Source organism: Pseudoalteromonas sp. bablab_jr010 (assembly GCF_016464105.1).
GTDB classification, from domain to species: Bacteria; Pseudomonadota; Gammaproteobacteria; order Enterobacterales; family Alteromonadaceae; genus Pseudoalteromonas; species Pseudoalteromonas simplex.
The window spans coordinates 1-26,608 of the sequence record NZ_JACDWV010000191.1; the positions used below are offsets into that span (position 1 = coordinate 1).

The 26,608-nt window shown below is 41.5% G+C and carries 27 protein-coding genes; 11 read left to right on the plus strand and 16 right to left on the minus strand.

Annotated elements, in window-relative coordinates; all coding sequences use genetic code 11:
- The first annotated feature begins 220 nt into the window (after window positions 1–220).
- Both mtnN and ampE read left to right on the plus strand, forming a co-directional pair.
- The gene (mtnN, locus tag JIG37_RS18615) at window positions 221–928 is read left to right on the plus strand and encodes a 5'-methylthioadenosine/S-adenosylhomocysteine nucleosidase (protein WP_054551291.1); all 708 of its coding nucleotides are present in this window, start codon (window positions 221–223) and stop codon (window positions 926–928) included.
- Between the two features lies 1 nt (window position 929).
- Window positions 930–1,880: a regulatory signaling modulator protein AmpE gene (ampE, locus tag JIG37_RS18620; RefSeq protein ID WP_199530050.1), complete on the plus strand. Its 951-nt coding sequence runs from the start codon at window positions 930–932 to the stop codon at window positions 1,878–1,880.
- A 50-nt stretch (window positions 1,881–1,930) separates the two neighbouring features.
- Here ampE and tyrS read toward each other — a convergent pair whose 3' ends face one another.
- The gene (gene tyrS, locus JIG37_RS18625; RefSeq protein WP_199530051.1) at window positions 1,931–3,130 is read right to left on the minus strand and encodes a tyrosine--tRNA ligase; all 1,200 of its coding nucleotides are present in this window, start codon (window positions 3,128–3,130) and stop codon (window positions 1,931–1,933) included.
- 398 nt (window positions 3,131–3,528) lie between these two features.
- Between tyrS and JIG37_RS18630 the strand changes: the two genes are divergently transcribed.
- Window positions 3,529–4,845 carry a peptidoglycan DD-metalloendopeptidase family protein gene (locus tag JIG37_RS18630; RefSeq protein ID WP_054551288.1) on the plus strand — a complete coding sequence of 439 codons (1,317 nt, stop codon included), beginning with the start codon at window positions 3,529–3,531 and terminating at the stop codon, window positions 4,843–4,845.
- A gap of 414 nt (window positions 4,846–5,259) precedes the next feature.
- Here the strand turns inward: JIG37_RS18630 and JIG37_RS18635 are convergent, their stop codons facing one another.
- From JIG37_RS18635 to JIG37_RS18645, 3 genes are read right to left on the minus strand one after another with little or no spacing between them, the layout of a single operon-like run.
- Window positions 5,260–6,390: a sodium ion-translocating decarboxylase subunit beta gene (locus tag JIG37_RS18635; protein WP_194441752.1), complete on the minus strand. Its 1,131-nt coding sequence runs from the start codon at window positions 6,388–6,390 to the stop codon at window positions 5,260–5,262.
- Window positions 6,391–6,400: 10 nt separating this feature from the next.
- Window positions 6,401–8,173, minus strand: coding sequence for a sodium-extruding oxaloacetate decarboxylase subunit alpha (oadA, locus tag JIG37_RS18640; protein WP_199530052.1), 1,773 nt, complete (start codon window positions 8,171–8,173; stop codon window positions 6,401–6,403).
- Window positions 8,174–8,188: 15 nt separating this feature from the next.
- Window positions 8,189–8,437: an OadG family transporter subunit gene (locus JIG37_RS18645; protein WP_199530053.1), complete on the minus strand. Its 249-nt coding sequence runs from the start codon at window positions 8,435–8,437 to the stop codon at window positions 8,189–8,191.
- 534 nt (window positions 8,438–8,971) lie between these two features.
- Between JIG37_RS18645 and JIG37_RS18650 the strand changes: the two genes are divergently transcribed.
- On the plus strand, window positions 8,972–9,145 hold the full coding sequence (locus JIG37_RS18650) for a DUF1328 family protein (protein ID WP_064485886.1): 174 nt from the start codon (window positions 8,972–8,974) through the stop codon (window positions 9,143–9,145).
- A 52-nt stretch (window positions 9,146–9,197) separates the two neighbouring features.
- Entirely contained in the window at window positions 9,198–9,389 is a 192-nt protein-coding gene (locus tag JIG37_RS18655) for a hypothetical protein (RefSeq protein WP_054551284.1), read from the plus strand.
- 309 nt (window positions 9,390–9,698) lie between these two features.
- Here the strand turns inward: JIG37_RS18655 and JIG37_RS18660 are convergent, their stop codons facing one another.
- Window positions 9,699–10,622 carry a hypothetical protein gene (locus tag JIG37_RS18660; protein ID WP_199530054.1) on the minus strand — a complete coding sequence of 308 codons (924 nt, stop codon included), beginning with the start codon at window positions 10,620–10,622 and terminating at the stop codon, window positions 9,699–9,701.
- A gap of 124 nt (window positions 10,623–10,746) precedes the next feature.
- On the opposite strand from JIG37_RS18660, the gene JIG37_RS18665 reads away from it, so the two are divergent.
- A complete protein-coding gene (locus JIG37_RS18665; RefSeq protein WP_138601895.1) occupies window positions 10,747–11,214 on the plus strand; it encodes a YcxB family protein in 468 nt (155 codons plus the stop codon).
- A 26-nt stretch (window positions 11,215–11,240) separates the two neighbouring features.
- Here JIG37_RS18665 and csrA read toward each other — a convergent pair whose 3' ends face one another.
- From csrA to ribA, 6 genes are all read right to left on the minus strand, one after another.
- Entirely contained in the window at window positions 11,241–11,432 is a 192-nt protein-coding gene (csrA, locus tag JIG37_RS18670; protein WP_036970495.1) for a carbon storage regulator CsrA, read from the minus strand.
- Window positions 11,433–11,525: 93 nt separating this feature from the next.
- On the minus strand, window positions 11,526–12,743 hold the full coding sequence (locus tag JIG37_RS18675) for an aspartate kinase (protein ID WP_138601893.1): 1,218 nt from the start codon (window positions 12,741–12,743) through the stop codon (window positions 11,526–11,528).
- A gap of 6 nt (window positions 12,744–12,749) precedes the next feature.
- Window positions 12,750–15,350 carry an alanine--tRNA ligase gene (alaS, locus tag JIG37_RS18680; RefSeq protein WP_199530055.1) on the minus strand — a complete coding sequence of 867 codons (2,601 nt, stop codon included), beginning with the start codon at window positions 15,348–15,350 and terminating at the stop codon, window positions 12,750–12,752.
- Window positions 15,351–15,367: 17 nt separating this feature from the next.
- Window positions 15,368–15,820, minus strand: coding sequence for a regulatory protein RecX (locus JIG37_RS18685; protein ID WP_054551279.1), 453 nt, complete (start codon window positions 15,818–15,820; stop codon window positions 15,368–15,370).
- On the minus strand, window positions 15,820–16,614 hold the full coding sequence (locus tag JIG37_RS18690) for a BPSS1780 family membrane protein (RefSeq protein WP_199530056.1): 795 nt from the start codon (window positions 16,612–16,614) through the stop codon (window positions 15,820–15,822). The genes JIG37_RS18685 and JIG37_RS18690 overlap by 1 nt, the downstream gene beginning before the upstream one ends.
- A 78-nt stretch (window positions 16,615–16,692) precedes the next feature.
- On the minus strand, window positions 16,693–17,319 hold the full coding sequence (gene ribA / locus JIG37_RS18695; RefSeq protein WP_054551277.1) for a GTP cyclohydrolase II: 627 nt from the start codon (window positions 17,317–17,319) through the stop codon (window positions 16,693–16,695).
- Between the two features lie 456 nt (window positions 17,320–17,775).
- On the opposite strand from ribA, the gene JIG37_RS18700 reads away from it, so the two are divergent.
- On the plus strand, window positions 17,776–18,849 hold the full coding sequence (locus tag JIG37_RS18700; protein WP_199530057.1) for an energy transducer TonB: 1,074 nt from the start codon (window positions 17,776–17,778) through the stop codon (window positions 18,847–18,849).
- Window positions 18,850–18,874: 25 nt separating this feature from the next.
- Here the strand turns inward: JIG37_RS18700 and JIG37_RS18705 are convergent, their stop codons facing one another.
- The 3 genes from JIG37_RS18705 to JIG37_RS18715 form a co-directional block, all read right to left on the minus strand.
- Window positions 18,875–19,324, minus strand: coding sequence for a low molecular weight protein-tyrosine-phosphatase (locus JIG37_RS18705; RefSeq protein WP_199530058.1), 450 nt, complete (start codon window positions 19,322–19,324; stop codon window positions 18,875–18,877).
- Between the two features lie 39 nt (window positions 19,325–19,363).
- Window positions 19,364–19,885: a hypothetical protein gene (locus tag JIG37_RS18710; protein WP_199530059.1), complete on the minus strand. Its 522-nt coding sequence runs from the start codon at window positions 19,883–19,885 to the stop codon at window positions 19,364–19,366.
- A gap of 65 nt (window positions 19,886–19,950) precedes the next feature.
- Complete coding sequence (locus JIG37_RS18715; RefSeq protein ID WP_054551273.1) at window positions 19,951–20,457, minus strand: DUF3087 domain-containing protein; 507 nt, start codon at window positions 20,455–20,457, stop codon at window positions 19,951–19,953.
- Window positions 20,458–20,563: 106 nt separating this feature from the next.
- On the opposite strand from JIG37_RS18715, the gene JIG37_RS18720 reads away from it, so the two are divergent.
- Genes JIG37_RS18720 through JIG37_RS18730 form a run of 3 tightly spaced genes read left to right on the plus strand, consistent with a single transcriptional unit; the run spans window position 20,564 to window position 22,358 of the window.
- Complete coding sequence (locus JIG37_RS18720; RefSeq protein ID WP_199530060.1) at window positions 20,564–21,211, plus strand: energy transducer TonB; 648 nt, start codon at window positions 20,564–20,566, stop codon at window positions 21,209–21,211.
- A 6-nt stretch (window positions 21,212–21,217) separates the two neighbouring features.
- On the plus strand, window positions 21,218–21,769 hold the full coding sequence (locus JIG37_RS18725) for a sigma-70 family RNA polymerase sigma factor (RefSeq protein WP_199530061.1): 552 nt from the start codon (window positions 21,218–21,220) through the stop codon (window positions 21,767–21,769).
- Window positions 21,759–22,358, plus strand: a complete 600-nt coding sequence (locus JIG37_RS18730) for a hypothetical protein (RefSeq protein ID WP_199530062.1) — start codon at window positions 21,759–21,761, stop codon at window positions 22,356–22,358. The genes JIG37_RS18725 and JIG37_RS18730 overlap by 11 nt, the downstream gene beginning before the upstream one ends.
- 396 nt (window positions 22,359–22,754) lie before the next feature.
- Here the strand turns inward: JIG37_RS18730 and JIG37_RS18735 are convergent, their stop codons facing one another.
- Complete coding sequence (locus JIG37_RS18735; RefSeq protein WP_166338076.1) at window positions 22,755–23,501, minus strand: hypothetical protein; 747 nt, start codon at window positions 23,499–23,501, stop codon at window positions 22,755–22,757.
- A gap of 278 nt (window positions 23,502–23,779) precedes the next feature.
- Here JIG37_RS18735 and JIG37_RS18740 point away from each other — a divergent pair, with 278 nt between their 5' ends.
- The gene (locus JIG37_RS18740; RefSeq protein WP_199530063.1) at window positions 23,780–24,916 is read left to right on the plus strand and encodes a PQQ-dependent sugar dehydrogenase; all 1,137 of its coding nucleotides are present in this window, start codon (window positions 23,780–23,782) and stop codon (window positions 24,914–24,916) included.
- A gap of 304 nt (window positions 24,917–25,220) precedes the next feature.
- On the opposite strand, the gene JIG37_RS18745 is transcribed toward JIG37_RS18740, so the two are convergent.
- On the minus strand, window positions 25,221–26,597 hold the full coding sequence (locus tag JIG37_RS18745; RefSeq protein WP_138601972.1) for a Na+/H+ antiporter NhaC family protein: 1,377 nt from the start codon (window positions 26,595–26,597) through the stop codon (window positions 25,221–25,223).
- Between the last annotated feature and the right edge of the window lie 11 nt (window positions 26,598–26,608).

Genomic DNA, 26,608 nt, shown 5'->3' on the forward strand with positions numbered 1-26,608 from the left:
AACTTATTGCAATGGCTGAAACCTTTGTGCTGCCAGAGCGAAGAGAAAGACATTATCCAAGATGTGTGAAAAAGAGACCCAGTCGGTACCCTGAACGAAAGCCCCAAAAAATGCCTGTCAGCTCTTAACTGACAGGCATTAGACTTTAAGGTCTGCTTTTTTGTTTGTTTTAGACATTTTTAGGTATAATCATCCTATTCAATCTAAGGAATCAAATATTATGCACGTTGGTATTATTGGCGCGATGGAGCCAGAAGTAAAAATCTTACGCGAAGCAATGGTAAACCCAAGCATCATGACTAAAGCTGGTTTTACCTTTTACACCGGTGAATTAGCGGGTAACACTGTTACTTTAGTTCAATCTGGTATTGGTAAAGTAGCTTCTGCAGTAGCAACGACACTACTAATCGACAACTTCAGCCCAGATTGTGTGATCAACACAGGTTCTGCAGGTGGTTTTGAGCCATCGCTAAATGTAGGTGATGTCGTTATTTCTTCAGAAGTTCGTCACCACGATGTAGACGTGACTGCATTCGGTTACGAAATCGGCCAAGTACCACAAATGCCAGCGGGCTTTGCTGCGCACCCTAAATTGATTGAAGCGGCAGAGCAAAGCGTAAGCCAAATCAGCGATGTCAAAACCATGATTGGCCTAATTTGTACTGGTGATTCATTCATGTGTGACCCGGTAAGAATTGAAAAAACACGCGCAGAATTTCCAACTATGCTTGCAGTAGAAATGGAAGGTGCAGCAATTGCACAAGCTTGTCACGTGCTAGAAACACCATTTGTTGTTATTCGTTCAATGTCTGACATTGCTGGCAAAGAATCGCCGCAATCATTTGAAGAGTATATCGAAACTGCATCTATCAACTCATCTAAAATGGTTGTTGCTCTTTTAGAGAAGCTAACATCGGTGAGTTTATAAGGTGATTGCAAATATTGTTCAAAACCATTTGGACATTATTGTATTTTTTGTAGCGCTCTTAGCTGAGCGCTTCTTTCCTTTGGTTAGTTGGTATCATCCTAATACCTTTTTAACCGTTATTTTCTCTGCCCTCAGCGATCGTTTATACAACCCAACGAATCCTAAAAGCTATCAATATTTAGCCTCAACTTTGGCTTTTACACTCACTATTTTAGTGATAGTGACATTAGTTGTGCTGTTTTTAGAGTTTGCTTTTTACCCTGAGTTATTAAGTGGCTTAGTTTTATATTTGTTACTCAGTAGCCGCGCGCAAGAGAAGAAATCATTACGTATTGCCAGATTGCTCAAGCTCAACCAAAAAGCGACTGCTAGAGAGCTACTCTCGAGCCTTGTTGCCCGTGATGTATCACGTTTATCGGCTTCTGGAATTTGTAAAGCAACCATGGAGTCACTGGTGTTACAAAGTGCGCGGCATTATTTTGCCGTTATCTTCTTTTATCTACTTGGCGGCGCTATCCTTGCTTTAGTTTATCGCTTACTGACATTAATTCATCAAGCATGGCGAAAAAACCAAAAACCAAACAACCCGTTTTTGGCTACCATTGCTAAGTTACTATTTGTATTGGAGTGGTTACCCACTCGATTAGTTGCATTAACCATTGCAGCAACCAATGCCAGTAGACAGAGCATTCATTACATTAAGCACTATGGCAGACATTTTTATCAAACCAATACGGGTTGGCTGTTAAGTGTTACATCGGCTGCTTTGCAAGTACAGTTAGGCGGCCCTGCCCTTTACCAAGGTGAGCGCTTTAATAAAATGCGTGTTGGTACCGATCGCCTACCAGATGCCGATGATATTCCCGCTTTAGTGAATCGCTTAAATCAAGCGAAAGCATTTTGGTTACTACTTATCATCGCCATTGAAGTGGCTACGCTGTTTATTAACTAAAAAAGGCACAAAAAAACCAGCCGCAGCTGGTTTTTATTCTGTTAGCTTATTTAAGCTAAGGTGATTTTAGCAAACTTACGTTTACCTACTTGGTAAATCTGTGTAGTGCCTTTAGCAACTTCAAGCTTAGTATCCGTTACTTTTTCTTCACCATTAATCTTTACAGCGCCTTGTTTAATCATACGCATTGCTTCTGACGTACTTGCAACAAGGTTCGCTTCTTTTAATAGATTAGTGATAAACACAGTGTCTTCAGCAATTGTTACTGTTACTTCAGGGATCTCATCTGGTAATGCATTCTTTTGGAAACGCTTGATGAAATCTTGATGAGCACCTTCGGCTGCTTCTTCGCTGTGGAAACGTGCAATCATTTCTTTGGCAAGCTCAATCTTAATGTCGCGCGGGTTTGCACCATCTGCAACACGTTGTTTAAGCGCTGCAATCTCTTCGATAGATAATGCACTTAATAAGTCATAGTAACGCCACATTAGCTCATCACTAATAGACATCACTTTACCAAACATGTCGTTAGGCTCATCAGTAATACCAATGTAATTACCTAATGACTTAGACATTTTCTGAACGCCATCAGTACCTTCAAGCAGTGGCATCATAAGTACTGTTTGTGGCTTTTGACCTTCGTCTTTTTGTAATTCACGACCCATTAATAGGTTAAAGCGTTGGTCTGTACCGCCAAGCTCAACATCAGCTTCTAATGCAACTGAGTCCCAACCTTGTACCAGTGGATATAAAAATTCGTGGATAGCAATTGATTGACCGTTGGCATAACGCTTTTTAAAGTCATCACGTTCTAGCATACGTGCTACTGTTTGACGCGCAGCCAGTTTAATCATACCTGCTGCACCTAAGTTCTCCATCCAAGTAGAGTTGAATGCAACTGTAGTTTTAGCAGGATCAAGAATCTTAAATACTTGCTCTTTATAGGTTTCAGCATTAGCTAATACATCTTCACGGGTTAACGGTTTACGCGTTACGTTTTTACCCGTCGGATCACCAATCATACCGGTGAAGTCACCGATCAAGAAAATCACTTCATGACCTAGGTCTTGGAAGGTTTTCATTTTGTTGATAAGAACTGTGTGACCTAAATGCAGATCAGGCGCAGTTGGATCGAAACCCGCTTTGATCTTAAGTTTCTTACCAGACTTTAGCTTTTCGACTAATTCGTCTTCAATTAATATCTCTTCTGCACCGCGTTTTATCTCAGCTAGAGCGGTTTGTAAATCCACTGTGTATTACTCCAAAAATTCAGCTACCGGGGCGTGGTGGCCTGTCAGGGTTATAAATATAGAGCTAAAAACTTTAAAATTTAGCTAGTTAGCACCAAAAAGCGACACTAGAAAAAAGCCTAACTTAAATAGTTTAAGAAACAGCCCTGAAGGCAGCGCGCATGATTGTTCTTTATACCGCGTTATTGCAATTTAATGAAGGGACTTTAGTTAACTAATGTAGATTTAGTTTAACCATAGACATCTGCTGCAATTTTAAACAAAAAAGTTTAACGCGCAGGCCAATTCTAGCGTAAAATAGCGCCAGTTTAAATCTACAAAACACTGGTATTTGCTCTATTTTAGGTATATCCTGCGATATTAGTATTTAAATTTCTTGACAGCAGAAAAGGCACGATATGGTTCACGTAGTGCACAAACTTCCCAAAAAACACAAACTGCTTATTCTCGGTTTGGTTTCTGCTATTGTCGGCTTGGCGTTATTGCCTTCTGAAAAAGCCACCGCATCAAAGGACAACAGTGCAAACGCACTTGAAATTGGCAAACGCTACGAATTACAAGTTAAAGTTGATGATAACGAAAAACTAACTGAGCTTAATTCGGAGCAAGCAGCAGCAAAACTTCCAGAATACGAGCTTATCGACCATGAAGTACGTAATGGCGATAATTTAGCACTTATCTTTAAACGTGCGGGTTTCTCAGCGCAAACATTACACAAACTAGTTAATACCAACGCTGAAACTCGTAAGTTAACAAAAATTCACCCAGGCGAAATCTTAAGCTTTGCAACCGCTGAAGATGGCTCTTTAGCGCAGCTTCGTTATGTGATCTCAAAAACAGATACCTTATACGTTACATTAAATGACGAAGGTAACTACGACACTTCTATCGATAGCAAAGAAATCGAAACGCTAAGTAAATCTGCTGGCGGCGAGATCTCTAATAGCTTTTGGACATCAGGCATTGCCGCTGGCTTAAGCGAGCGTCAAATTATGAATTTTGCTGACATCTTTGGTTGGGATGTCGACTTTGCTAATGACATTCGTAAAGGTGACCAATTTGGTCTTATTTACGAAGCTCACTATGTTGATGGTGAATACATTGGCGACGGTAAAATTATTGCCGCAGAGTTTATTAACCAAGGCGAGCGTTACACTGCTATTCGCCATACCGATGGTAACTTCTATACGCCTGAAGGCCGCAGCATGAAAAAAGCTTTCTTACGTGCGCCAGTTAACTTTAAGTATATTAGTTCGAGCTTTAACCCGCGTCGCTTACACCCAGTGACCAAAACGGTAAAACCACATAACGGTATCGATTACGCAGCGCGTACCGGTACGCCAGTTGTATCATCGGGTAATGGTAAAGTGATTAGAGCAGGCTACAGTAAATACAATGGTAACTATGTATTTATTAGCCATGGCACACAGTATGTAACTAAGTACTTACACTTAGACAAAAAGATGGTTAGAACTGGTCAGAAAGTGAAGCAAGGCCAGAAGATTGGTACCGTTGGCGCAACAGGTCGTGTAACAGGCCCTCACTTACACTATGAATTCTTAGTTAACGGTGTACACCGTAACCCTAAAACGGTCAAACTACCTAAATCAGAGCCTTTACCGCGCGATGAGTTAGCTAAGTTTAAACCAATTGCTGATAACTTCTTGGCGCAATTACAGCGTAACCGTGAGTTACAATTGGCGCTAAATAAGTAGTTAAGTAAACATAAAAAAGCCGCTTCAATTGAAGCGGCTTTTTTGTGCCAAATAAACCCGGCTAAAACTATTATAGACTTTACTAAAATGAGTACTGATAGCACTGCGGTTTAATACAACTATTACCTTAAAAGAACATAGATAAGTTGAATAATCAGCGAAATCATCACCAGTGGCCAAATGTACTTTGCATACTTTGTCGCGCCATCAAGCCCCATTCTAGACTGATACTTTTCAAGTAGCGGTATTAGAATAACCAAGGCAACAAAAAGGCATAATAAGATAATAAAAACATTCATGGCGGCTTCCTTACACAACTATCATTTAACTACAATTTCTTTAGGGTGGCCCTAGTCTATAGGCAAAAAAAAGCGCAGTAAAATTACTGCGCCAGTCGGTTGGAAGTAAATCGACTTAGCCAACAATCGCTAACAGAATACCTGCTGCAACGGCACTTCCTAATACCCCTGCTACGTTTGGTCCCATGGCATGCATTAACAAGAAGTTATGCGGGTTGCTCTCAAGGCCGACCTTATTAACCACCCGTGCTGCCATTGGTACCGCTGACACACCTGCTGCGCCTACTAATGGGTTGATTGGCGATTTAGAGATCTTATTCAGACCTTTTGCCATAAACACGCCTGACGCTGTACCAATTGCAAAGGCCAATGCACCTAACACCAAAATACCGATTGTTTCTACGGTTAAGAACTTATCTGCCGCAAGCTTTGAGCCTACCGCTAAGCCTAAGAAAATGGTGGTAATGTTGATGATTTCGTTTTGTGCACTATTGCTTAAACGATCAACCACGCCCGATTCACGCATCAAGTTACCTAGGCAGAACATGCCCACAAGCGGCGTTGCTGCTGGTAAAAACAAGATGGTTAAACTAAGCACCATTAACGGAAAAACAATTTTCTCTTTCTTCGATACTGTACGAAGTTGCGGCATTTGAATTTCACGCTCTGCTTGCGTTGTTAATGCACGCATAATTGGCGGCTGAATAATTGGCACAAGTGCCATATATGAATAAGCCGCTACTGCTATTGCACCAAGTAAATCAGGTGCCAGCTTAGATGCTAAGAAAATAGCTGTTGGACCATCTGCTCCACCAATAATGGCAATGGCCGATGCATCTTGAAGTGTAAACTCAAAACCAGGAATAAAGTTAAGTAGAATTGCACCAAATAAAGTAGCAAAAATACCAAACTGTGCAGCCGCGCCTAACAGCAACATACGCGGATTTGCTATCAAGGCACTAAAGTCTGTAAGCGCCCCCACGCCCATAAAGATCAAAAGTGGGAACACCCCAGAATCAATCCCGATATCGTACACGTAATAAAGCAAACCACCCGGTTCAGATAACCCGGCTACAGGAATATTAGTTAAAATAGCCCCAAAGCCGATAGGTAATAACAATAATGGCTCAAATTTACGGGCGATTGCGAGATATAATAACCCGCAACCTACCGCAATCATTATTAATGCAGGAAAGGTAAAGTTAGCAATACCTGTCGCATGCCAGAGGTTTAAAACACCATCCATCCTCTGTCTCCTATGCTAGCGCGATTAGCGCATCGCCAGTGGCAACAGAGTCGCCCTCTGCTACTAATACTTCAGCTATTGTACCTGAGTGTGCGGCGCGAACTTCTGTTTCCATTTTCATTGCTTCCATTATGATAACCACATCACCTTCATTTACTGTTTGGCCAGCTTTTACTTTCACTTTGAAAATATTGCCTGCTAACGGCGCGTTTAAGGTTTCGCTAACAGACGCTGAGGCAGATTGAGGAATTAACTCACTGTCTTTTAGAGTTACTTCTTTTAGTTCACCACCTTGCGCTACGACCACATCGTAAACTTTACCGTCAACTTTAACGCTGTATTGCTCTGCTTTTGCAGGACTTGAAGCGGCTGGTTTGCTTTCTGACTTAGCAACTTCACCCGTTGGAATTGCTTCAAACGCATCAGGGTTGTTACGGTTTTTAATAAACTTAAGGCCAATTTGAGGGAATAATGCGTAAGTAAGCACATCATCAATCACGTCATCAGCAAGCTCTAAACCTTGCTCTTTAGCTTCACTTAATAACTCTGCTTCAAGCTTCTCAAGTTCAGGCTCAAGCTTATCAGCAGGACGGCAAGTGATTGCTTCAGCGCCATCTAGTACACGTTCTTGCAGCTCTTTATTCATTGGCGCTGGTGTTGCACCATACTCGCCTTTAAGCACACCCGCAGTTTCTTTAGTGATGGTTTTATATCGCTCGCCAGTCAAAACATTAAGTACCGCTTGAGTACCAACAATTTGCGAGGTTGGTGTAACGAGTGGAATGTAACCTAAGTCTTCGCGAACACGCGGGATCTCGAGTAATACTTGATCAAGTTTGTCAGCAGCACCTTGCTCTTTAAGCTGATTTTCCATATTAGTTAACATGCCGCCCGGCACTTGCGCTAATAAGATACGTCCATCAACGCCTTTAAGGCTGCCTTCAAATGCAGCATATTTCTTGCGTACGTCACGGAAGTAAGCAGCAATTTCTTCTAATTGGTTTAAATCAAGGCCTGTGTCTCGCTCAGTGCCTTCTACAATTGAAACGATGGTTTCTGTGGCGCTATGACCATAGGTCATACTCATTGACGAAATAGCCGTATCAAGCATATCGATACCTGCATCGATCGCTTTTTGGTAAGTTGCAGTGCTTAAACCTGTGGTCGCGTGGCATTGCATCGCAATAGGAATAGACACAGTTTCTTTTAAACCTTTGATCAACTGTTCACAATCATAAGGCTTTAATAAACCTGCCATATCTTTGATACAAATTGAATGACAACCAAGATCTTCTAGTTGTTTTGCAAGCTCAAGCCACATATCAAGCGTATGGACTGGGCTTACTGTGTACGAAATAGTACCTTGGGCATGAGCACCTACTTTAACAGCAGCTTTAATGGCAGTTTCAAGGTTACGCACATCGTTCATCGCATCGAAAATACGGAAAACATCAACACCGTTTTTGTGGGCACGCTCAACAAACTTTTCGACTACATCATCAGCATAATGACGGTAACCTAGAAGATTCTGTCCGCGTAGTAGCATTTGTTGCTTAGTGTTTGGCATTGCCGCTTTTAGCTCGCGAATACGTTGCCAAGGATCTTCACCTAAATAACGGATACACGAGTCAAACGTCGCACCACCCCATGATTCAATTGACCAATAACCCGCATTATCGAGTTTTTCTGTCATGGGTAGCATGTCGTCTAAGCGCATACGCGTTGCCAAAAGAGACTGGTGTGCGTCGCGCAATACTAGTTCGGTTAGTTTTAATTTAGCCATGTTTAAGCTGCCCCGTTATTTTTGTTTATTTCGAAATTGAGCAATTGCAGCGCTGATTGCTGCAATATGTGCCTGTGGCACACCCTGTTGAGGTTGAACTTTTGCTGTACGCGTAGGTTCTGCAGTTGCAGGATCATCAAATCGACCCACCAGCTTTGACATTAAAGTGACTGCTGAAATCAAAATAGTCAGAAAAACAAACACGCCTACCATGCCTGTCACCATCAAACTGGCCGCAGTGGTGAGTAATCCACCTATATCCATACGACTCCCCTCGCTTACTTAAAATAAAAAGTTATTTTTGTTAAATAATTATGCACCAATAATAACAAACAAAATTCATTTGTATAGCACCATTGTAAATTGGTAAAACCAATTAAATTTAAAATAACATGACGTACATATAATTAACACCCCACTATTTATGCATTTAAAGCCCCGCTATAGATGATATAAATAATCAATATAGCCAGTCGTTATATGCTGAACTATTAATTAATAGCAACAAAATGGCTAAAAACCACACACAACAAGGTGTTAGAGGTAGCCAACCCAAATAATGTTAAATTGGTCTTACCATTTATTAGTGCATTATCTCTTTTTCTCATGCATCTCAATATGAAAAAATATCACTATGAATAAGTTACATGCTTACTCGTAAAAGTTACCAAATGATGAACCCTCTAAAGAACAACAAAAACACACAACCCATTGAAATATATAAAATAAAAGTTCTGGCACAGAACTCGCTTCAGTTACATCGAACTTAAGAAAATTTAAATAGCCAAGGAGACCACTATGTTACGCTGGACAATTACTTTTCTAGTTATCGCGTTAATCGCAGCAGTGTTAGGTTTTGGCGGTATCGCAGGAGCCGCTGCAGGCATCGCTAAGATTATCTTTTTTATATTTTTAGTATTACTTGTTATTTCGCTGGTATCAGGAGCACTTAGAGGCAACGTCCCTAAGTAGTTAAAAGCAGATAACCACTTACTTTATTTTTAAATTTACAAGGAATTTCATTATGAAAAATTCAACTTTAAAAGCCGCAACTATCGCCCTATTTTCAGGTCTTTTCATCATGGGTTGTGAAGACAACTCTGCTGAAGACGCAGGTGAGCGTATTGACGAAGCAATTACTGATACACAAAATGCAGTTGAAGATGCATGTGAAGAAGTAAAAGAAGGTGTTAACGCAGAAGAAACTAACTGCTAATAGCACACCATACTTAAGAAAAGCGGCCAAGTGCCGCTTTTTTGTTTTTTAAATGATGCATGAGATCTGAGATAATCGTAGGAATGATTTTAACCGTGAACTTTTGGCTATAGCGTGAGTTTTTCGGCGTTAAAACGCCTCCTACAAGTCTTAACTTGGGTTTAAAGTCTGATGACTTTATAAACCACCGCGCGAAATAAATTTCACGCCTACGTGAGCCTCAAACTCGCTAACTTGTTGGGTTTTAATCTGATAGCTGACGGCTGAAAGCTGATGGCTCTGACTGCGTCTCCGTTCTACCCAACGTTATCACTCACATACCTTAGTGAGGGGCACATTTGTCGTTACACTCGCTATATGCCATTGGCCGTCGATAAAACTTACTTTTGCGACATCGCTTACAGCAAAATCTCCGGGGACATTTAAACGCGTTAAGTTACTCGCTAACGGCTGCTGACAATATGGGCCGGTATCACCATGCATTACAAGCACAGGCTTCTTAGTGTGCTTTGCAAAGTCGCTGATGGCATCTCGGTATAGTTTAAATGCATCACATTTAGAGCGCTGCGATTCACTACAGGCGGGTTTACTGCTTGGGTGGTAAATATCAGCCTGAAAGCCAAACACATAGGCCTTAGCATCTTGTTGAACAAGTGCTTGTTTTAACCAAATTAAGTTGTACTTATCACGTTTGTCAGCGGCATCAAGTGCTGCGTTTTTGTCACTTTTTAAAATTTGCGAGCGGCCATTAAAAGTGCCCGGTATATGCAAAGTACGAAACTCAATACCATCAAACTGCCAACGGGCATTCTCTAGCATTTCAGCTTGTGTGGCATAACCCTGTAGTTGCTGTGCTTTTTGTGTATAAGCCTCGTCGAACATTAAGCCTTTAACAAAGCTTAGCCGCTCAAGCTCATCAAAACGTACCGATAGCTTTTCTCGGTCACAATCGGTCCATTCATTATCACCGGGGGTGTAAATAAAAGGCTGTGGGGTCAATGACGTCAATAACGCTTTATTTGTTTGCAAAAGCTTGTTCGTGCAAGCAAGTGCTCCCGATTTCATATCACCAAGATGTATTAAAAAGCCATGCGGTGTTGCTTCGATTGCCTTGGTAATTTTTCCGCCTTTGGCGAGATTAATTTCATCAATCGGGGTGTATGGCATATCGCCCATAACTAAAAAAGTATTTGTGGTCATTGCAAGTGCTAATGACATTGAACTAACAAACATACAACTTACGCCTTTAAAATACACATACCTTAAGCTCTCACAATGACAACTAAATGAAAACCAACTACGGCAGATTTTTTCTATCAATGTTAAACTGCTGTCAGCAAATTAAGTGAGCCCACGAATGACATTAAGTACAACTTACACATTAGATAAACCGTATTATTACGAATGCTTTGATGAGTCTTTGCCTTATTCATCTCAAGCCAAGCCTAAATACCCGCTGTTGATACTGTTAATAACCTTAGGCTTATTGGCGTTTTATCAATTAGAGAATCATTACCTTGGTAGCTTTATGATTATGCTTGCCGTCGTTGAGTGCTTATCGTTTTATTACAAGCGCCCATGGTGGGTCGCAAGACAAATGATGAGCCGTGCATCAGGCAGCGAAGTGACTATCGTATTTGATGATGAAGGCGTTAAGGCCGAAAACCCGCATAAAAGCTACCAATTAAGCTGGCAACAGATTAGTGAGATTATTGAAACTGAGCGAGGTTATATTTTAAAGGCACAGCGCGGTATGCAGTATATTTCTAAACAAGCGCTAAATGATGAAATGACGGCCGAACTAAATAAAAGAGCCACTCAGTGAGTGGCTCTTAAAATATCTGTCGCTGATTAAACGTTGCCCGGATTTGGGTTAGATTTCTCTGCTTGAATTCGCATGTAGATTTCTTCACGATGTACTGATACATCTTTCGGTGCGTTTACACCAATGCGAACTTGATTTCCTTTAACACCAAGAACAGTAACTGTTACTTCGTCACCGATCATTAGGGTTTCACCTACTCTACGAGTTAGTATTAGCATTCTCTTGCTCCCATGTTCCAAAAAATTAAAAGATTCCGCGTCAAAAACATTCTAATGAAATCTAGACTTAAAAGTAAGTAAAAACTCTAGATCTTATTCATTTTCGGTTAAAAAAACTTTGTGTAGCGCACGTACAGCCAGTTCTAAATACTTTTCGTCAATTAAAACTGATATCTTTATTTCTGATGTCGATACAAGCATCACTTTGATGTTTTCATCGGCAAGGGCATTAAAAAATAAACTTGCCACACCAGAGTGAGATTTCATCCCTACACCTACTGCAGACACCTTGGCAACATTGCTGACCCCTTTAATAGATTCTGCGCTGATACCATCTTGGTTACTGGTCAAAATTTCAAGGGCTTGCTCAAAATCATTCGTGTGCACAGTAAAAGCATAGTCTATTTTTTCAAAGTTATGATTAACTTGATTAATCATATCTATTTCGATGCCAAATTCTGCAAAAAGTTTCAAAATTTTTGCAAGGTTTTCCGTTCCTTGGTGTACGCCATTGACGTAAATCAAGCTTTCGTCACGATTAAAGGCGATACCCGACACAATGTTTGCTTGCACATCCGGCTCCTCAAAACTGATCAAGGTCCCTTGATCCGGGTTAAAACTCGATAACACTCTGAGCGGTATATTGTATTTTCCTGCCGCTTCGACACTACGAATATGCAGTACCTTAGCCCCAAGACTAGCCATTTCGAGCATTTCTTCGAAGGTGACATGGCTCATACGTCGCGCATTAGGCTCAATACGTGGGTCGGTGGTGTATACCCCATCAACATCGGTGTAAATTTGACATTCATCGGCATTGATAGCGCCTGCAATCTCAACCGCAGAGGTATCAGTACCACCGCGACCAAGCGTGGTGATATTGCCTTCAATATCGCGGCCCTGAAAGCCCGCTATTATAGCAATCCGGTTATGTTCAAGTTCATGCTTTAGACGAGTCGCCGCAATCTCTTCAATCCGCGCTTTACCAAACATGTTATCGGTGCGAATGTTGACCTGATCAGCAAGTAAGCTTACCGCTGAGTGACCACGTTTAATAATAGCCATAGCGAGTAAAGAGACCGACACTTGCTCACCGGTGGTTAGCAATACATCAAGCTCACGAGCACTGGGTCGAGAATCGATTTGTTTAGCGAGTTCAATTAGACGGTTAGTTTCTCCCGACATCGCCGAGAGCACCACCACAACTTGATGGCCTTGTTGTTTGGTTTTTACAACAAGGTCGGCGACGGCCTCAATTCGCTCTATTGAGCCAACTGAGGTGCCACCGAATTTTTGGACGATAAGTGCCACTAGTGATTAAGAACGCTCAGTTAACCAAGCCGTTACACTTTCTAAGGCTGCAGCTAGGTTCTCTGGCTGAGTACCACCTGCTTGCGCCATATCAGGACGACCACCGCCCTTACCGCCTACTTGTGCAGCCATGTGATTTACAAGTTCACCGGCTTTCACTTTACCTGTTAAGTCTTTAGTTACACCGGCAATTAGGCTTACTTTGTCGCCATTAGCAACACCAAGGGCAATAACACCTGAGCCAATCTTCGTTTTCAGGTCATCAACCATGCCACGTAGTGCTTTAGACTCAGTACCTGCAACATCAGCAACCAGTAGTTTAATACCGTTCACTTCAACAACAGAGTCAAGTAACGATGCACCAGCCGCACTTGCTAGCTTGTCGTTAAGCTGTGCAATTTGCTTCTCAAGGCCTTTTGATTTCTCAAGTAATGCAGTTACTTTTTCAAGTACTGTGCTGCTATCACCTTTTACTAGTGCTGCAACATCGTTTAACTGTTGTTCTTGCTCACTTACATAAGCAACCGCTTCAGCACCTGTTACCGCTTCAATACGGCGGATACCGGCTGCGATACCGCTTTCTGATACGATTTTAAATAAACCGATATCACCTGCACGCTTAACGTGAGTACCACCACATAGCTCGATTGAGTAATCACCAATGGTTACTACGCGAACTTCATCGTCGTATTTTTCACCGAATAATGCCATCGCACCTTTTGCTTTTGCATCTTCGATAGCCATTAGCTCAGTTTCAAGCGCAAAGTTACGACGGATTTCATCGTTTACTGCGCGCTCGATTTGACGTAATTCGTCTTTTGTTACCGCTTCAAAGTGAGAGAAGTCAAAACGTAAACGTTCAGGGTCAACTAGTGAGCCTTTTTGACTTACGTGCTCACCTAAAATTTGGCGTAATGTTTCATGCAAGATATGCGTTGCAGTGTGGTTTTTCTTGATGCTATCGCGACGTGCTGCATCAATTGTTGCCTCTGCTTTATCGTTTGTACCAATACGACCTTGTACACGACCATGGTGTGCAAATGCATTACCAAGTTTCGTGGTGTTAGTCACTACAAACTCACCACCAGCGACTTTTAAAACACCCGTGTCACCAACCTGACCACCTGATTCAGCGTAGAACGGTGTACGGTCTAAGATTGCGATACCTTCTTGACCATCTTCAAGTACAGAAACCGATTGACCTTCAGAGAAAAGTTCAACCACAGTACCTGTGTAATGTTCTGCATCGTAACCTTTAAAGTCTGTGTGTTTTTCAGACTTAAGTTGTTGGTTGTAATCAGCACCAAACTTACCCGCTTGCTGTGCTTGCTTACGCTGAACAGCCATACACTCTTGGAAGCCATGCTCATCAATCGTCATGAAACGCTCACGCGCAACGTCTGCCGTTAAGTCTGCTGGGAAACCATAAGTATCGTAAAGTTTGAATACTAAGTCACCTGGGATCACATCACCTTCGATGTCAGTTAGGCTTTCTTCTAAAATAGCCAGACCACGCTCAAGTGTTTTACCAAACTGCTCTTCTTCAATACGCAGTACTTTTTCAATAATTTCTTGTTGCTTAGCAAGCTCTGGGTACGCTTGACCCATTTGCTCAATTAGCGCAGCAACTAGCTTATAGAAGAAAGCACCTTTTGCGCCTAGCTTGTTACCGTGACGAACAGCACGACGAATGATACGACGTAATACATAACCACGGCCTTCGTTTGACGGCATAACGCCGTCAGACACTAAAAACGCACACGAACGAATGTGGTCAGCCACAACGCGTAACGATTTATCATCTAAATCTTGTGCGTTTGTTACTTTGGCCGCAGCTGCAATAAGAGCTTGGAATAAATCGATTTCGTAGTTTGAGTGCACGCCTTGTAAAATTGCAGAAATACGCTCAAGACCCATACCTGTATCAACAGACTGCTTAGGAAGCGGCTCCATTGTACCGTCGGCATGGCGGTTATACTGCATAAATACTAGGTTCCAGATCTCGATGAAACGGTCACCGTCTTCTTCAGGTGAACCTGGAGGACCACCCCAAATTTCTTCACCGTGATCGTAAAAGATTTCAGAACATGGACCACAAGGACCTGTATCACCCATTGACCAGAAGTTATCGCTAGTTGCAATGCGAATAATACGGTCTTCACTTAGACCCACTTCTTTATGCCAAATGTTGAAGGCTTCTTCATCATCGTGATAAATAGTAACAAGGAGCTTTTCTTGCGGTAGTTTTACAACGTCAGTTAAAAACTCCCAAGCAAATTTGATTGCGTCTTGCTTGAAGTAATCGCCAAAGCTGAAGTTACCTAGCATTTCAAAGAATGTATGGTGGCGTGCAGTGTAGCCTACGTTTTCAAGGTCGTTATGTTTACCACCTGCGCGTACACAACGTTGAGAGCTGGTTGCACGTGAATAAGGGCGGCTTTCCGCACCTAAAAATACATCTTTAAATTGCACCATACCGGCGTTATTGAATAATAACGTGGCATCGTTACCCGGGATCAGCGAGCTTGAAGGAACAATTTGGTGTTGTTTAGAGGCAAAAAAGCCTAAGAACTGTTGCCTGATCTGTGCGGTAGTCATATGCTGCATGTGAAAATCTCACCCGTTTATTGCTGTGCTTGCATTGCAAAATCAATTTGTTCGTAATTAAAGCCTCGATACATCAAGTAGCGTACACGTTTCGCTCTTTCTTTCTGGTCGAGTTCTTTACCTGAATTTGAAAACTTCTTTAAATATGCGTCCTTTGCGAGTTCGAACCAATCGACTTCGAACTCCTCGAGCGTCTTATCTAATAGTGCTCGGTCTATCCCTTTTGCCATTGCTTCGCTCTGAATGCGTTTTACACCATGATACTTAGCTAAATGGCGGCGTACAAACCCTTCGCAATAGCGCTGTTCGTTAATAAAGTTGTGTGATTCACACCAATCTAACAAGCGCTCTGTAAACTCAGGTGTCGCCTCTTTTTGCTGTAACTTTCGCGTTAAATCCCGACGCGAATAATCTTGTCGGGACAATAACCAAAGTACGTAATTCTTTAACTTTTGTTCTTTATCATCCATTACGCGTCAAAGCGTCCTGATTGTGACTGTGCTTCAGGTGCTTTTGTTTGGTCATCACCTTTTGGCACAACTGGCATAAAAATGGCCTGAAAAGACACGAAGAAGCTAATGTAACAAATTGGCATTAAAACCAATAGTGGAATAAACGATAAAGGAATACAGATCACCATTAAAACAGCGCAAATTAGGCCATAAACACCAAGTGGCGCCATATTATGGTAAAACACCATGAATGAGGTTTTTAAAACCTGAAACATATTGCTTTGCTTTTGAAAATAAACCAAAGGCACTGCATAGGCAAAAGCAGTTAAATACACACAGATCGCCAATAGAAATACCGCAACTTGCCCCATTGAAATGGTTGCTAATAAGTCTGCTATATGTGATTGGTTTTGTGGGTCGAAAGTTTGACTCGAAATAACTGCGTAGGCATCTGCAAAAATGAAATTAGATAGTAAGGCTAATAAAATACCTGCCGCCATCTGATACACGGCAACGCGCACTAAACCTATACGGTTTCCTTTATTACTAAATGGCTTAAAAATATCTGCTTGGCTGATAGTCCCGCCTTGCTGCTTTGTTAGCACTGCTTGATAAAAACCTGCCATCAAAAATGGCGTCACAAATGCACCAACAACTTGCAGTAAAGGTAGCAGCAATGCCAAAAAGCTAATTATCACGATTAGCAGATGCATTAAAATAAAAGTCAAAGGTTGCAGCTTAAAGATTTCCCACCCAGCTTTAAACCATTTAACGCCCGCATCAGCTTTAAAAATACGTACTTCGATCGACATAGTTTCTCATTCAATAACGACAAAACGCACCGAGTATAACTGGGTGCGCCGCTTGTTTATAGTCACCTGTTGTGAAATTTACTCAGGCTTTTTAATTTTTTTAATATCAAGCATGTGCGAGCCATGTTTGATTTTCGTTTCAAGGTAAGCTCGGTTACCTACCACACCCGCTTTAATGTGCGCATGAGTGCCAACCACTGAATCAACTTCAATACCCGCATCACGCAGTGCTTTGAGCTTATTTGGGTTGTTAGTCATTAACTTAACATGCTTTTGATTCAATGCTTCGAGCATTAATACCGCGTCTGAAAAATCACGTAAATCATCAGCAAAACCCAAATGGTTATTTGCTTCGTACGTATTCATACCTTGCGACTGTAATACGTAAGCATCAATCTTATTGTATAAGCCAATACCACGGCCTTCTTGGCGTAAATACAGTAAAATACCACCCTGCTGGTGCATCATCTCGATACACTCATTTAATTGCTCACCACAATCACAACGTGAAGAGTGAAATACATCGCCCGTTAAACACTCTGAATGCATTCGAATTAAAGGAACATCTTGCTCTGTGTCTGCTTGATTAAACACTAAAGCAACATGTTCTTGGCCATCATTTAAGCCACTAAAAGATACGATTTCTGCAGGGATATCACTGTTTTTGCCAACATTCAGCTGGACTCTTGCTCTTACTTGCGCCACGACAAATCCAAATTAAAAAATAAATGCGATACTGCAAATGTTATTACAACAGCTTGAGGTTGTAAGGATGCAACATACGACGAGTGATAACTAATATTGAGGCAGTTACCAGCAATTCAAGTATTATACACTCAAACCACCCCAAGATACGAGCTTTGCGCCTCGCTTTAGTGGCGCTCATCAAACACATGAAAACTCGCCGTCATACAGCTACCTAATTGAATTGTAATGCGTTTTAAAAAATCACATTCAAAATATTCGAAAAAATAGATTAGTTTAATCTCGATAAACAGTCAGACCTTGTTCAAATTGTTAATAAAAACATACTATGTATCTTAATATTCAACAGTGACACAGCGAGTGTAACTTGCTACCTTGCACCTAATGATGATAATGATTATCATCAACTAGTATTAATTCCCTTCTCTATCTCAGGGCAAAATAATAAGGAATATTATGAAAAAGAGCTCGCTTGCCTTATGCATGGCACTTTTATTTAGCCAGCAAAGCATGGCAAATGAAACGACCACACAAGAGTTTAACGACACCTACCGCGCTTATGTCGCCGCTGTAAAAAATCAGCAAGACAGTAGTGAGCTTGCAAAAAAAGCGTTTGAACTAGGCAAAAAAGTTTATGGCGAAAGCGCCGACAACACTGCGAACCTTGCTATTAACTATGCAAACAGCCTAGATAAAAGCGAGCAAGAGCAACGCTTTGAGTTATATCGTACAGCCTACGAAATACTAGAACAAAATCACGGTAAACTCAGTGTACAAGTGTATGACTCATTAATCGGCATGGCAGAATCAACACCTTCAGCTAAGCGTGCAGATACGTATTTAGATGATGTCATTGCCATTGCTGAAAAACAAAACTCCGCCAAGCTTGTTGCAGATGCAAAAATGACCGCCGCTCGTATCCTTGCATATAAAGGCACTGGTGAGCGCTATTACACAGCAAAGAAATATCTTGAAGAAGCCGATGATTACTATCAAGAGAATTTACCCAATAACGCTGTCGATCGTATTAGCGCTGACTTTTTAGTTGCCGCATTTGCAGAAAATCAACGTAAATACAGCACCGCCATTGAGCGTTTAAATCACGTGGTAAGCGTATTTGATCAAGAGCTAGACTTTGATCATCAAACCGAATTAAACGCCCATTCAAAGCTAGTTCACCTATACGAAAAAACAGGTAAAAGCGACGAAGCAACTAAACATTGCTTAGCGATTGCGAAAATGGTGCCGTGGAAAGAAAGCCAAGAACAAGAGCCGTTATATCGCGTACATCCTAAATATCCAAAATCAAAAGTTCAACGTATGGAAGATGGCAGTGTCGTAATGGAGTTTGAAGTAACCCCGTCAGGCTTTGTAGACAACATTACTGTGGTTGGCTCTGAGGGTGGCTCTGCATTTGAAAGAGAAGCTGTTAAAGCAGTAAAACAGTGGCGTTATGCCCCTAAGTTTGAAAATGGGCAAGCTATTGCTGCGACTTCTCGGGTGCAATTAGATTTTAAAATCAACAACTAAATAACAGGGTCGCAGTGCGACCCTATCATATCTTGTTAAGTAGTTTATCTGCTGCGTTCTCAATTAAATCGAGTACTTTTTCGAAGCCTTGATCGCCACCATAGTAGGGATCAGGGATCTCGTTTTCCCCTGCGTCACCATGACTTAAAAATAGCGACAGCTTATATTGTAAGTGCTCTGGACACTGGGCTGTTAAATCAGCAAGATTTTGCTTGTCGGCTGCGAGGATTAAATCAAACTCATAAAAATCAGCTTGAGTCACAGGTCGCGAATAAATTCCTTTAAAACTATAGCCGCGCTTTTCGGCTGCTGCTTTTGAGCGAGGATCTGGTGGATTACCTTGGTGATAACCAATGGTGCCAGCAGAATCAACTTTGACATTAATACCTAATGACTTTGCTCGACTACGAAGCACCGCTTCAGCTGTGGGTGAGCGGCAAATATTGCCTAAGCAAACAATCAAAATCTTCTTCATTAAAATGAACCACCTTTATTATTTGCTTCAAAAAATTGCTTAAAACTCATAACTCAAGTTGATACCACCATCAACACGTTTATCATCATCGCTTGAGGCTTCACCGTACCCTAATTCAAACCTCAATCGCCAACCGTCTTGGTTTAAGCCACTGAAATTATAGCTGTAACTAAGCCCAATACCATTAGTGGTTTCTTCATCAAACGCTTCAGCGAGAGCACAACCAATTGCGTTGGCAAATGCTGCTGTAAGTTCATCGCTATTTTGAGATTCATCGCACTGAGTATCTACTTCTCTGTTTCCTAATGCGCCAACCAGCAAGCCGATTGCATGTTTATTATTATCACTTATAGCTTGCTCAAAACCCGCAGAAAAACCATCATCAAGGCCTATCTTATAATTGCCATACCAACGCTGACTTAAGTCAGCACTAGCAACAGATACTTCAGGTATTACAAAGTACGGATAGCCACCACCAATCGAAAAACTAATATCATTAGCGCTAGCAAAAGTGGGGCCTAGTAGCAGCAACGAGACAACTGTATGTGTTATTTTTTTCATTGTTCACAATCTTTAAAATTTTGACGCAACAAAAAATAAAGTAAAATAGGTACAAAGACAACTTTTTAGTATTGATTTAGTATCTTTTCGTCATACTTATCAACATCTAAAGTTAAATTGTACTGCTGCGCAACACTATCAAGCTCAGCCTGCTTAATTGCCAACTCATCCATGGTAATAGTGTTGTCATCAAGCTGCCATAACAAACGTGACCCCGCATAACTGTATTGAATTGCTAATAAAGCATCGGCATTGCCCTCACGCCCTGCTGCTTTTAACTTTGGCATTTTACGGGTGATTTTATTCAGCGCTTTTTTAAGCTCCCACACATAGACAATTTCAGTCATGTAATCATGATTGCGGTACTTATTAAGCACAAAGCCCACCAGCAAACTACACACAACAACACCTAATAGGTTCCAATGAAAATGGCTACCGCTTGGATCAGGAAATAACGCAATTAATGTTTGTGAAATGGCTAAACTGCCAACGGCTAAAGCAATTACACAAGCAATAATTACTTGGTTTAAATGTTTACGGTAACGGGCTTTATCTATTTGAATAAGTTTCATAACAACCTAAAAAACTTGTGAAAAATAAAAAGTGAAAAAAATTTCACCCCTTTTTTATTTGCCAGCCGTTTTAGCTATGAAAGCAATTATCCAAAGAGGAACGGCTATGCATACTTTACCACTAAACTCAGCAAGCTTGAATAACAGCAATGCTGCTTTAAAGACAACCGCAGCAATTATTGGTGGTGGTGTCATGACCTTTGCAGCATTTGCATTTATGCAGTACTTAATTTCTGCTGAGCAAAGAGCCGATGTAAAAACAGGCCCAGACATCACGGTTGAAATTTATGAAGTACCGGAAGACTCAAAAGTACAAGTAAAGCAAACACTGCCGCCACCGCCAGTTGCTAAAATGCCACCAAAAGTACCACCGCGGCCAACCATTGATACGACCGATACAGTTGTGGTAGCTGATTTAACACCAACAATGACATTCGATAACATTGGCGACACACTGAGCAAAACTATTAATCAACCAACAGGAGATGCAACGCCAATTGTGCGTATTAACCCTAAGTACCCTCCGGTAGCAGCTCGCGACGGCATTGAAGGTTGGGTGCAAATTAGCTTTAGTATTTCACCGACTGGTGAAGTGATTGATCCTGTTATTATTGATGCTGAGCCAAAACGGGTATTTGACCGTGAAGCAATTCGCGCGATTAAACGTTGGAAATATCGCCCTAAAGTTGTTGAAGGTGTGGCACAATTGCAAACAAACCAAAGCGTTCAACTTGATTTTAAAATAGATGGATAACTGCCTATGCTAATGAGCATCAAGACATGGTTATTTGACAAGCCAAACACAGATTGTTTGGCGCTGTATGCCAAAACGGGCGACAACCGTTACCTTAACCAACTCGTTGCTCAATACGGGAATGATCTTTATCACTATCTAGTCACTCAAAGTGATAAAGATCTTGCCCTTGATATATGCCAGCAAACCTGGTTAAAAGTTATTGATAAACGCAACTTTTACAATGATCAAAACAACCCAAAAGCGTGGCTTTTTCGATTAGCTCGTAATTTATTAATTGATGAATTTCGTAAGCAGCAAAAGTTCGTTGAATTAGAAGACAACCAACTATTTTCTGAATCTCAGGATGCAAGTTATCACTATGACTACGAAGCCTTTGATAAAGCACTTATGGCGCTTAGCTTTGTACAACGTGAAGCGCTGACCTTACAACAAGAAGGCTTTAGTCTCGAAGACATTGTTGCAATCACACAAAATAACCCAGAGACCATTAAAACTCGGCTGCGATATGCCCGTCAAAACCTGAAACAACAACTAGGAGGCCATCATGAAGCGTAACGACGAGCAATTCGATGCTGATTTAAAAGCACATTTTCAAAAACGTAAGGCAGAGCACAGCTTAAGCAGCGACGAGCTTTCACATATGCAAAAGCCACAGTCGGCAACGCCAAGACCACAACGCTTTTTAGGCCTGCAAATGACCGGTGTTTTTGCTGCTTTAGCGATTCTTGGTTTTGTCATGCTGCAATACAACAACCGTGAATTAACCGATGTTTACGCCGTGGATTTATCGGATTATCAATGGCTTGAAGTACACGAACTCGACGCCAAAGGCAGCTATGTGAGTAATCTTAAACAACAAAAACAAAGCCTAGATGCTAACTACCAACAAGCATTAGCCAATCACCAAGCCCGCACCAGCTTCACCGGCCGTCTAGTCAGTGTTGATAACGACTGGTATATCGCCGACTGCGAGCAAAATGTCATAGTACAAATTAAACAATCACTCCTTGAAGAACTACAAAAACACGGCACCCTAGATACACATATTCACCAAGGTGACCTACTGGCCCTAGACCAGAACAAACAAGGCCAAATCATCGCACTCAAACAACTGACCCATGAGGCGGAAAATTGTACGAGTTAGCGAGCTCGTAGGTTGGGTAGAGCGTAGCGAAACCCAACACACTCAGAGCAGTCAGATTTAAAAAAGTTAGCGAGCTACAAGGGGAAAGAGTAAAGGAGTACCGTGGGCGTGAAATTTATTTCGCGCGATTCTCTCAATTTATGCGGCTGTAAGTCGGGCTTTAGCCCGCCACGTATGAGTGATAAAACATGTTTCGCCATAAATGACGACCTACGTGACGTTGGTTAGAACGGAGTGAAAACCAACACACTCAGAGCTTTCAGCTATCAGATTTAAAACAACCTAGCGAGTTACAAGAGTAAAGTCGCAAGTTTTTAGGTAGCAGCTGGTTTACCCCGCGTAGTTAGTCTTCAGATGTCAGATCATTCTTCTGACATCTGATCCCTAATATCAATCTCACTCCCCTACCTTCGGCAACATGCTTTTACTAATCACTTCAAATGTATCTAAGTCTACCAGCATAGAGTAAACTTCATCGTTGTTAATAAATACAACGAATAAATTGCCTTCAGCGTTGAGGTTAGACTCTACAATGCGGTTGTAACCTGAAATAACTTCGCTGTAGTTTGAGCCATCAATCTTGCTTAGCGCGAAGGTGCGCTTATCTTTGCCATCGAGCAGTTTGTCGTTGTTGGTATCGTTTTTGATAACTTCGTAAGAAACGGCCTTAGGAGCATTGGCTTTTTGCTCATTGTAAACTCGAGTATCAAACTCTTCGTAATGGCTTAAAGCACCAAACTCTATGATCAACTGATCCGTTGTTTTAAATAGCCACTTGGCGTGATTGGTTTTGTCATTAAGAAACAAAATGTTCTTTGAGCGCGTAGGTCTGTATTTATAACCACCGCTAAAATTATTGTAAACTGTTACATCAGCTTTCACCTCGATATCCAGTTTTTCTGATTCCAACGGGATAAAGTAAAAATCACTCCCCTCGACCTTACGCGGGTAACCCAGTTTCCACTTTTCTTGCTGCTTTTCATCTTCAGCTAAGTTTAGTGTTTGTTGCTGAACATGGTTATCGGACTTTAGTAAGTAAGCAACAAAGTTATACCCTATTGCTGCTGCTCCAATGATTAAGCCCATAAGTAAAATTAGGCCGTTAACATTCCACACCCATTTAAAAAACTTTTCTGTCTTCATACGACTGGTTAAATCCTTTTAAGAATAAGAACTTGCTAAGCTAGCAGATTTAAAACAAGTTAGCGAGTTACAAAGGGAAAGAGTAAAGGAGTACCGTAGGCGTGAAATTTATTTCGCGCGATGGTTCAACGAGCCATCAGCTTTCAAACTGACGGCTAATACTCCACTCTTTACCTCGCTTTTCCTACCAATAATCGCACATTGCTCTAATGTTAATAACAATTTAATGCTGAACCAGCTAGGCTAGTAACATCGTGTTTAAATATTATGGAGTTACCATGAAAAGGTCTTTGTTTAACAGTTTAATCATTACCTCAATTAGCTTGTCGAGCTTGCAAGCGTGTGCTCAGCCGGAGCAAAAGATCCCTCTGGATGCTAGCGCTAATGACTACAAGCTAGAATTAGTAAGTGAAGGAATTCAAATTCCGTGGGGTATGGCTTGGCTTAACGAGCGTGACTTACTCGTCACCGACAGACGTGGCGAGCTTAGATTAATTCGTGATGGCAAACTCGTTGAGCAAATAGTTAAAGGCACACCTAAAGTACATGATGAAGGTCAAGGGGGCTTATTAGACATAGAGCTTGATCCGAACTTTGCCGACAATGGCTGGATTTACTTTTCGTACTCGGGCTATGAAGGCGATGGTGAGGGTTATAACACCTCGATTATGCGCGCCCGCTTTAAAGATATGGCTCTTATTGATCAGCAATTATTGTTTGATGGCGAGCCAAATATTAAAACAACAAAACACTATGGTTCGCGTATTGAGTTCGATAAACAAGGTTACTTGTACTTCTCTATTGGCGACCGTGGCAAAAGGGACGTTCACCCACAAAGCCTTGACTATGATGCAGGCAAAATTCACCGTATCAATAGCGATGGCTCTATCCCTAAATCAAACCCGTTTTATAACCATAAAACAACTCACAAAAGTATTTATTCATATGGACACCGTAACCCTCAAGGTATGGCGATGCACCCAGAAACTGGGGTTATATGGAGTCATGAACATGGCCCGCGGGGCGGCGATGAAATCAACATAGTTAAAGCAGGTGCTAACTATGGTTGGCCTGAGATCACTTATGGGATCAACTACATTGGTACAAAAATTACTGACGAAACCAGTCGCGAGGGAATGGAACAACCTGATTGGTATTGGGTGCCTTCAATTGCCCCTTCTGGAATGGAATTTATCACCAGCGATAAATACCCGCAGTGGCAAGGTCAAATTGCCATAGGTTCGATGAAGTTTGGTCACCTTGTTTTGGTGAAACTTGATGGTGACAAAGTAACAGGCCACAGCAAGGTATTTGAAGGTGTAGGTCGCGTGCGCAGCCTAGCCACCCACCCTAATGGTGATTTATACCTAGGTGTTGATGGTGTCGGTGTTTATAAGGTTGTACCTAAATCGTAGGTTGGATAGAGCGAAGCGAAACCCAACACCTCAGAGCTATCAGCTTTCAGCCGTCAGCTATCAGATTTAAAACGAGTTAGCGAGTTACAAGGGGAAAGAGTAAAGGAATACCGTAGGCGTGAATTTTATTTCGCGCGATGGTTCAACGAGCCATCAGCTTTCAAACTGACGGCTGACGGCTGACGGCTGACGGCTGACGGCTGACGGCTATCAAACTTGAACATACGACTTACGTTACAAGCAATAAAAAACCACAGACTCCTCTGTGGTTTTCTACTTATAACTTAAAGCTTTCAGCTATTACTTATAAAACAATTATGCTTGTCACTAGGTAAGCAATAAAAGTTAGCGCACCGCCGAATAAGGCATATGGCATTTGAGTTTTTACGTGCGTTAATAAATCACAGCCTGATGCAATGGCCGATACTGCGCTGGTATCTGAAATTGGCGAGCAGTGATCGCCAAACACACCACCACCTAAAATAGCAGCAATGACCAATGAAGGTGGTAAACCTAATGCTTGAATGAGCGGTACACCAATTGGAATAAGTATTGCGAATGTGCCCCACGAGGTACCTGTGGTAAATGAAATTACTGCACCCGTTAAAAACAGCACTGGCACAACCAAGTAAATAGGTAAGAAATCACCGACTAGCCCGGCTACAAACACACCCGTACCTAAGTCTTTTAAGCTTGCACCTAAAGTGAGTGAAAGTAATACAATAGACACTAATGGCAGTAACTCACCCATTCCTTTAAAGCCAATATCAACCAGCTTATGATGCGTAAATTCACGCGAGCTAATCATTAAAAAGTAAGCCACAACACAAGCTAAAATAGTTGCATACAGCACTGATTTAGAGCCGCTGCCGCTGGCAATATCGCCATCGCCAGTCCAGAACATAAAACCAACCATGCTACCAATTAAAGTGATAAGTGGCACAAGCATGTAACGCGCTTTTGAGCCTTTGACTTCTTCTGCAAGCTCCGTTTCTTGTTGTTCAAAATTTTCTTCTGCTTGCTTTAATGGGCCATGTACCTTGTCGAAAGTAATCGTATAAAACACGATAAGTAGCGCGATAATGGCATAGAAGTTATAACCAATACTGCCCCATAATACCGATACAGCTGACTCTTCCATTTCGTAGTTGCCAAGCAAGCCCAACACATAAGCGCCCCAACCATTTAGCAAGATTAAGATACACACAGGTGCACTAGTACTATCGATAATGTAAGCAAGGCGCGCTCGGCTCATTTTAAATTTATCAAACAAACCACGCGATAAAATCCCCGAGGTTAATACACTTAAGTTCGATTCAATGAACACCGCAATACCTGAGAACATGGTTAAGTAACCCACTTGGCGCTTACTTTTTGCAACCCCTTTGTTCATCAGTAAATTAACCGTCGCAGCCACACCGCCAGATTCACGAATGTAGGCAAGTAAAGCACCGATTAGAACACTAAAAATAAGGATACGGCTATTACCAGGGGAGCTGGCAACTTCAATGACTCGCTCTATGGTATTAATAAAGGTGAAAAACAAGGTATTACCTTCACCATTCAGAGCAAGTAAAAACTCAGACGACGCAACAGCGACTAATAACGCCATGATCACTTCTTTGCGCCAAAACACAATTAAGATAGCAATCAAGGGTGGTAAAATTGAATACCAAGACATAAAAACCCTTT

What these genes read in the sequence shown, in the direction of transcription:
- csrA (WP_036970495.1), bottom strand. Translation starts at nt 11,432, where the DNA reads ATGCTAATACTAACTCGTAGAGTAGGTGAAACCCTAATGATCGGTGAC.
- JIG37_RS18705 (WP_199530058.1), bottom strand. Translation starts at nt 19,324, where the DNA reads ATGAAGAAGATTTTGATTGTTTGCTTAGGCAATATTTGCCGCTCACCC.
- JIG37_RS18690 (WP_199530056.1), bottom strand. Translation starts at nt 16,614, where the DNA reads ATGTCGATCGAAGTACGTATTTTTAAAGCTGATGCGGGCGTTAAATGG.
- JIG37_RS18635 (WP_194441752.1), bottom strand. Translation starts at nt 6,390, where the DNA reads ATGGATGGTGTTTTAAACCTCTGGCATGCGACAGGTATTGCTAACTTT.
- JIG37_RS18735 (WP_166338076.1), bottom strand. Translation starts at nt 23,501, where the DNA reads ATGAAGACAGAAAAGTTTTTTAAATGGGTGTGGAATGTTAACGGCCTA.
- JIG37_RS18745 (WP_138601972.1), bottom strand. Translation starts at nt 26,597, where the DNA reads ATGTCTTGGTATTCAATTTTACCACCCTTGATTGCTATCTTAATTGTG.
- JIG37_RS18710 (WP_199530059.1), bottom strand. Translation starts at nt 19,885, where the DNA reads ATGAAAAAAATAACACATACAGTTGTCTCGTTGCTGCTACTAGGCCCC.
- mtnN (WP_054551291.1), top strand. Translation starts at nt 221, where the DNA reads ATGCACGTTGGTATTATTGGCGCGATGGAGCCAGAAGTAAAAATCTTA.
- JIG37_RS18725 (WP_199530061.1), top strand. Translation starts at nt 21,218, where the DNA reads ATGCTAATGAGCATCAAGACATGGTTATTTGACAAGCCAAACACAGAT.
- JIG37_RS18660 (WP_199530054.1), bottom strand. Translation starts at nt 10,622, where the DNA reads ATGTTTGTTAGTTCAATGTCATTAGCACTTGCAATGACCACAAATACT.
- JIG37_RS18715 (WP_054551273.1), bottom strand. Translation starts at nt 20,457, where the DNA reads ATGAAACTTATTCAAATAGATAAAGCCCGTTACCGTAAACATTTAAAC.
- JIG37_RS18645 (WP_199530053.1), bottom strand. Translation starts at nt 8,437, where the DNA reads ATGGATATAGGTGGATTACTCACCACTGCGGCCAGTTTGATGGTGACA.
- alaS (WP_199530055.1), bottom strand. Translation starts at nt 15,350, where the DNA reads ATGCAGCATATGACTACCGCACAGATCAGGCAACAGTTCTTAGGCTTT.
- JIG37_RS18720 (WP_199530060.1), top strand. Translation starts at nt 20,564, where the DNA reads ATGCATACTTTACCACTAAACTCAGCAAGCTTGAATAACAGCAATGCT.
- JIG37_RS18730 (WP_199530062.1), top strand. Translation starts at nt 21,759, where the DNA reads ATGAAGCGTAACGACGAGCAATTCGATGCTGATTTAAAAGCACATTTT.
- oadA (WP_199530052.1), bottom strand. Translation starts at nt 8,173, where the DNA reads ATGGCTAAATTAAAACTAACCGAACTAGTATTGCGCGACGCACACCAG.
- JIG37_RS18700 (WP_199530057.1), top strand. Translation starts at nt 17,776, where the DNA reads ATGAAAAAGAGCTCGCTTGCCTTATGCATGGCACTTTTATTTAGCCAG.
- JIG37_RS18650 (WP_064485886.1), top strand. Translation starts at nt 8,972, where the DNA reads ATGTTACGCTGGACAATTACTTTTCTAGTTATCGCGTTAATCGCAGCA.
- JIG37_RS18665 (WP_138601895.1), top strand. Translation starts at nt 10,747, where the DNA reads ATGACATTAAGTACAACTTACACATTAGATAAACCGTATTATTACGAA.
- JIG37_RS18740 (WP_199530063.1), top strand. Translation starts at nt 23,780, where the DNA reads ATGAAAAGGTCTTTGTTTAACAGTTTAATCATTACCTCAATTAGCTTG.
- JIG37_RS18685 (WP_054551279.1), bottom strand. Translation starts at nt 15,820, where the DNA reads ATGGATGATAAAGAACAAAAGTTAAAGAATTACGTACTTTGGTTATTG.
- JIG37_RS18630 (WP_054551288.1), top strand. Translation starts at nt 3,529, where the DNA reads ATGGTTCACGTAGTGCACAAACTTCCCAAAAAACACAAACTGCTTATT.
- JIG37_RS18655 (WP_054551284.1), top strand. Translation starts at nt 9,198, where the DNA reads ATGAAAAATTCAACTTTAAAAGCCGCAACTATCGCCCTATTTTCAGGT.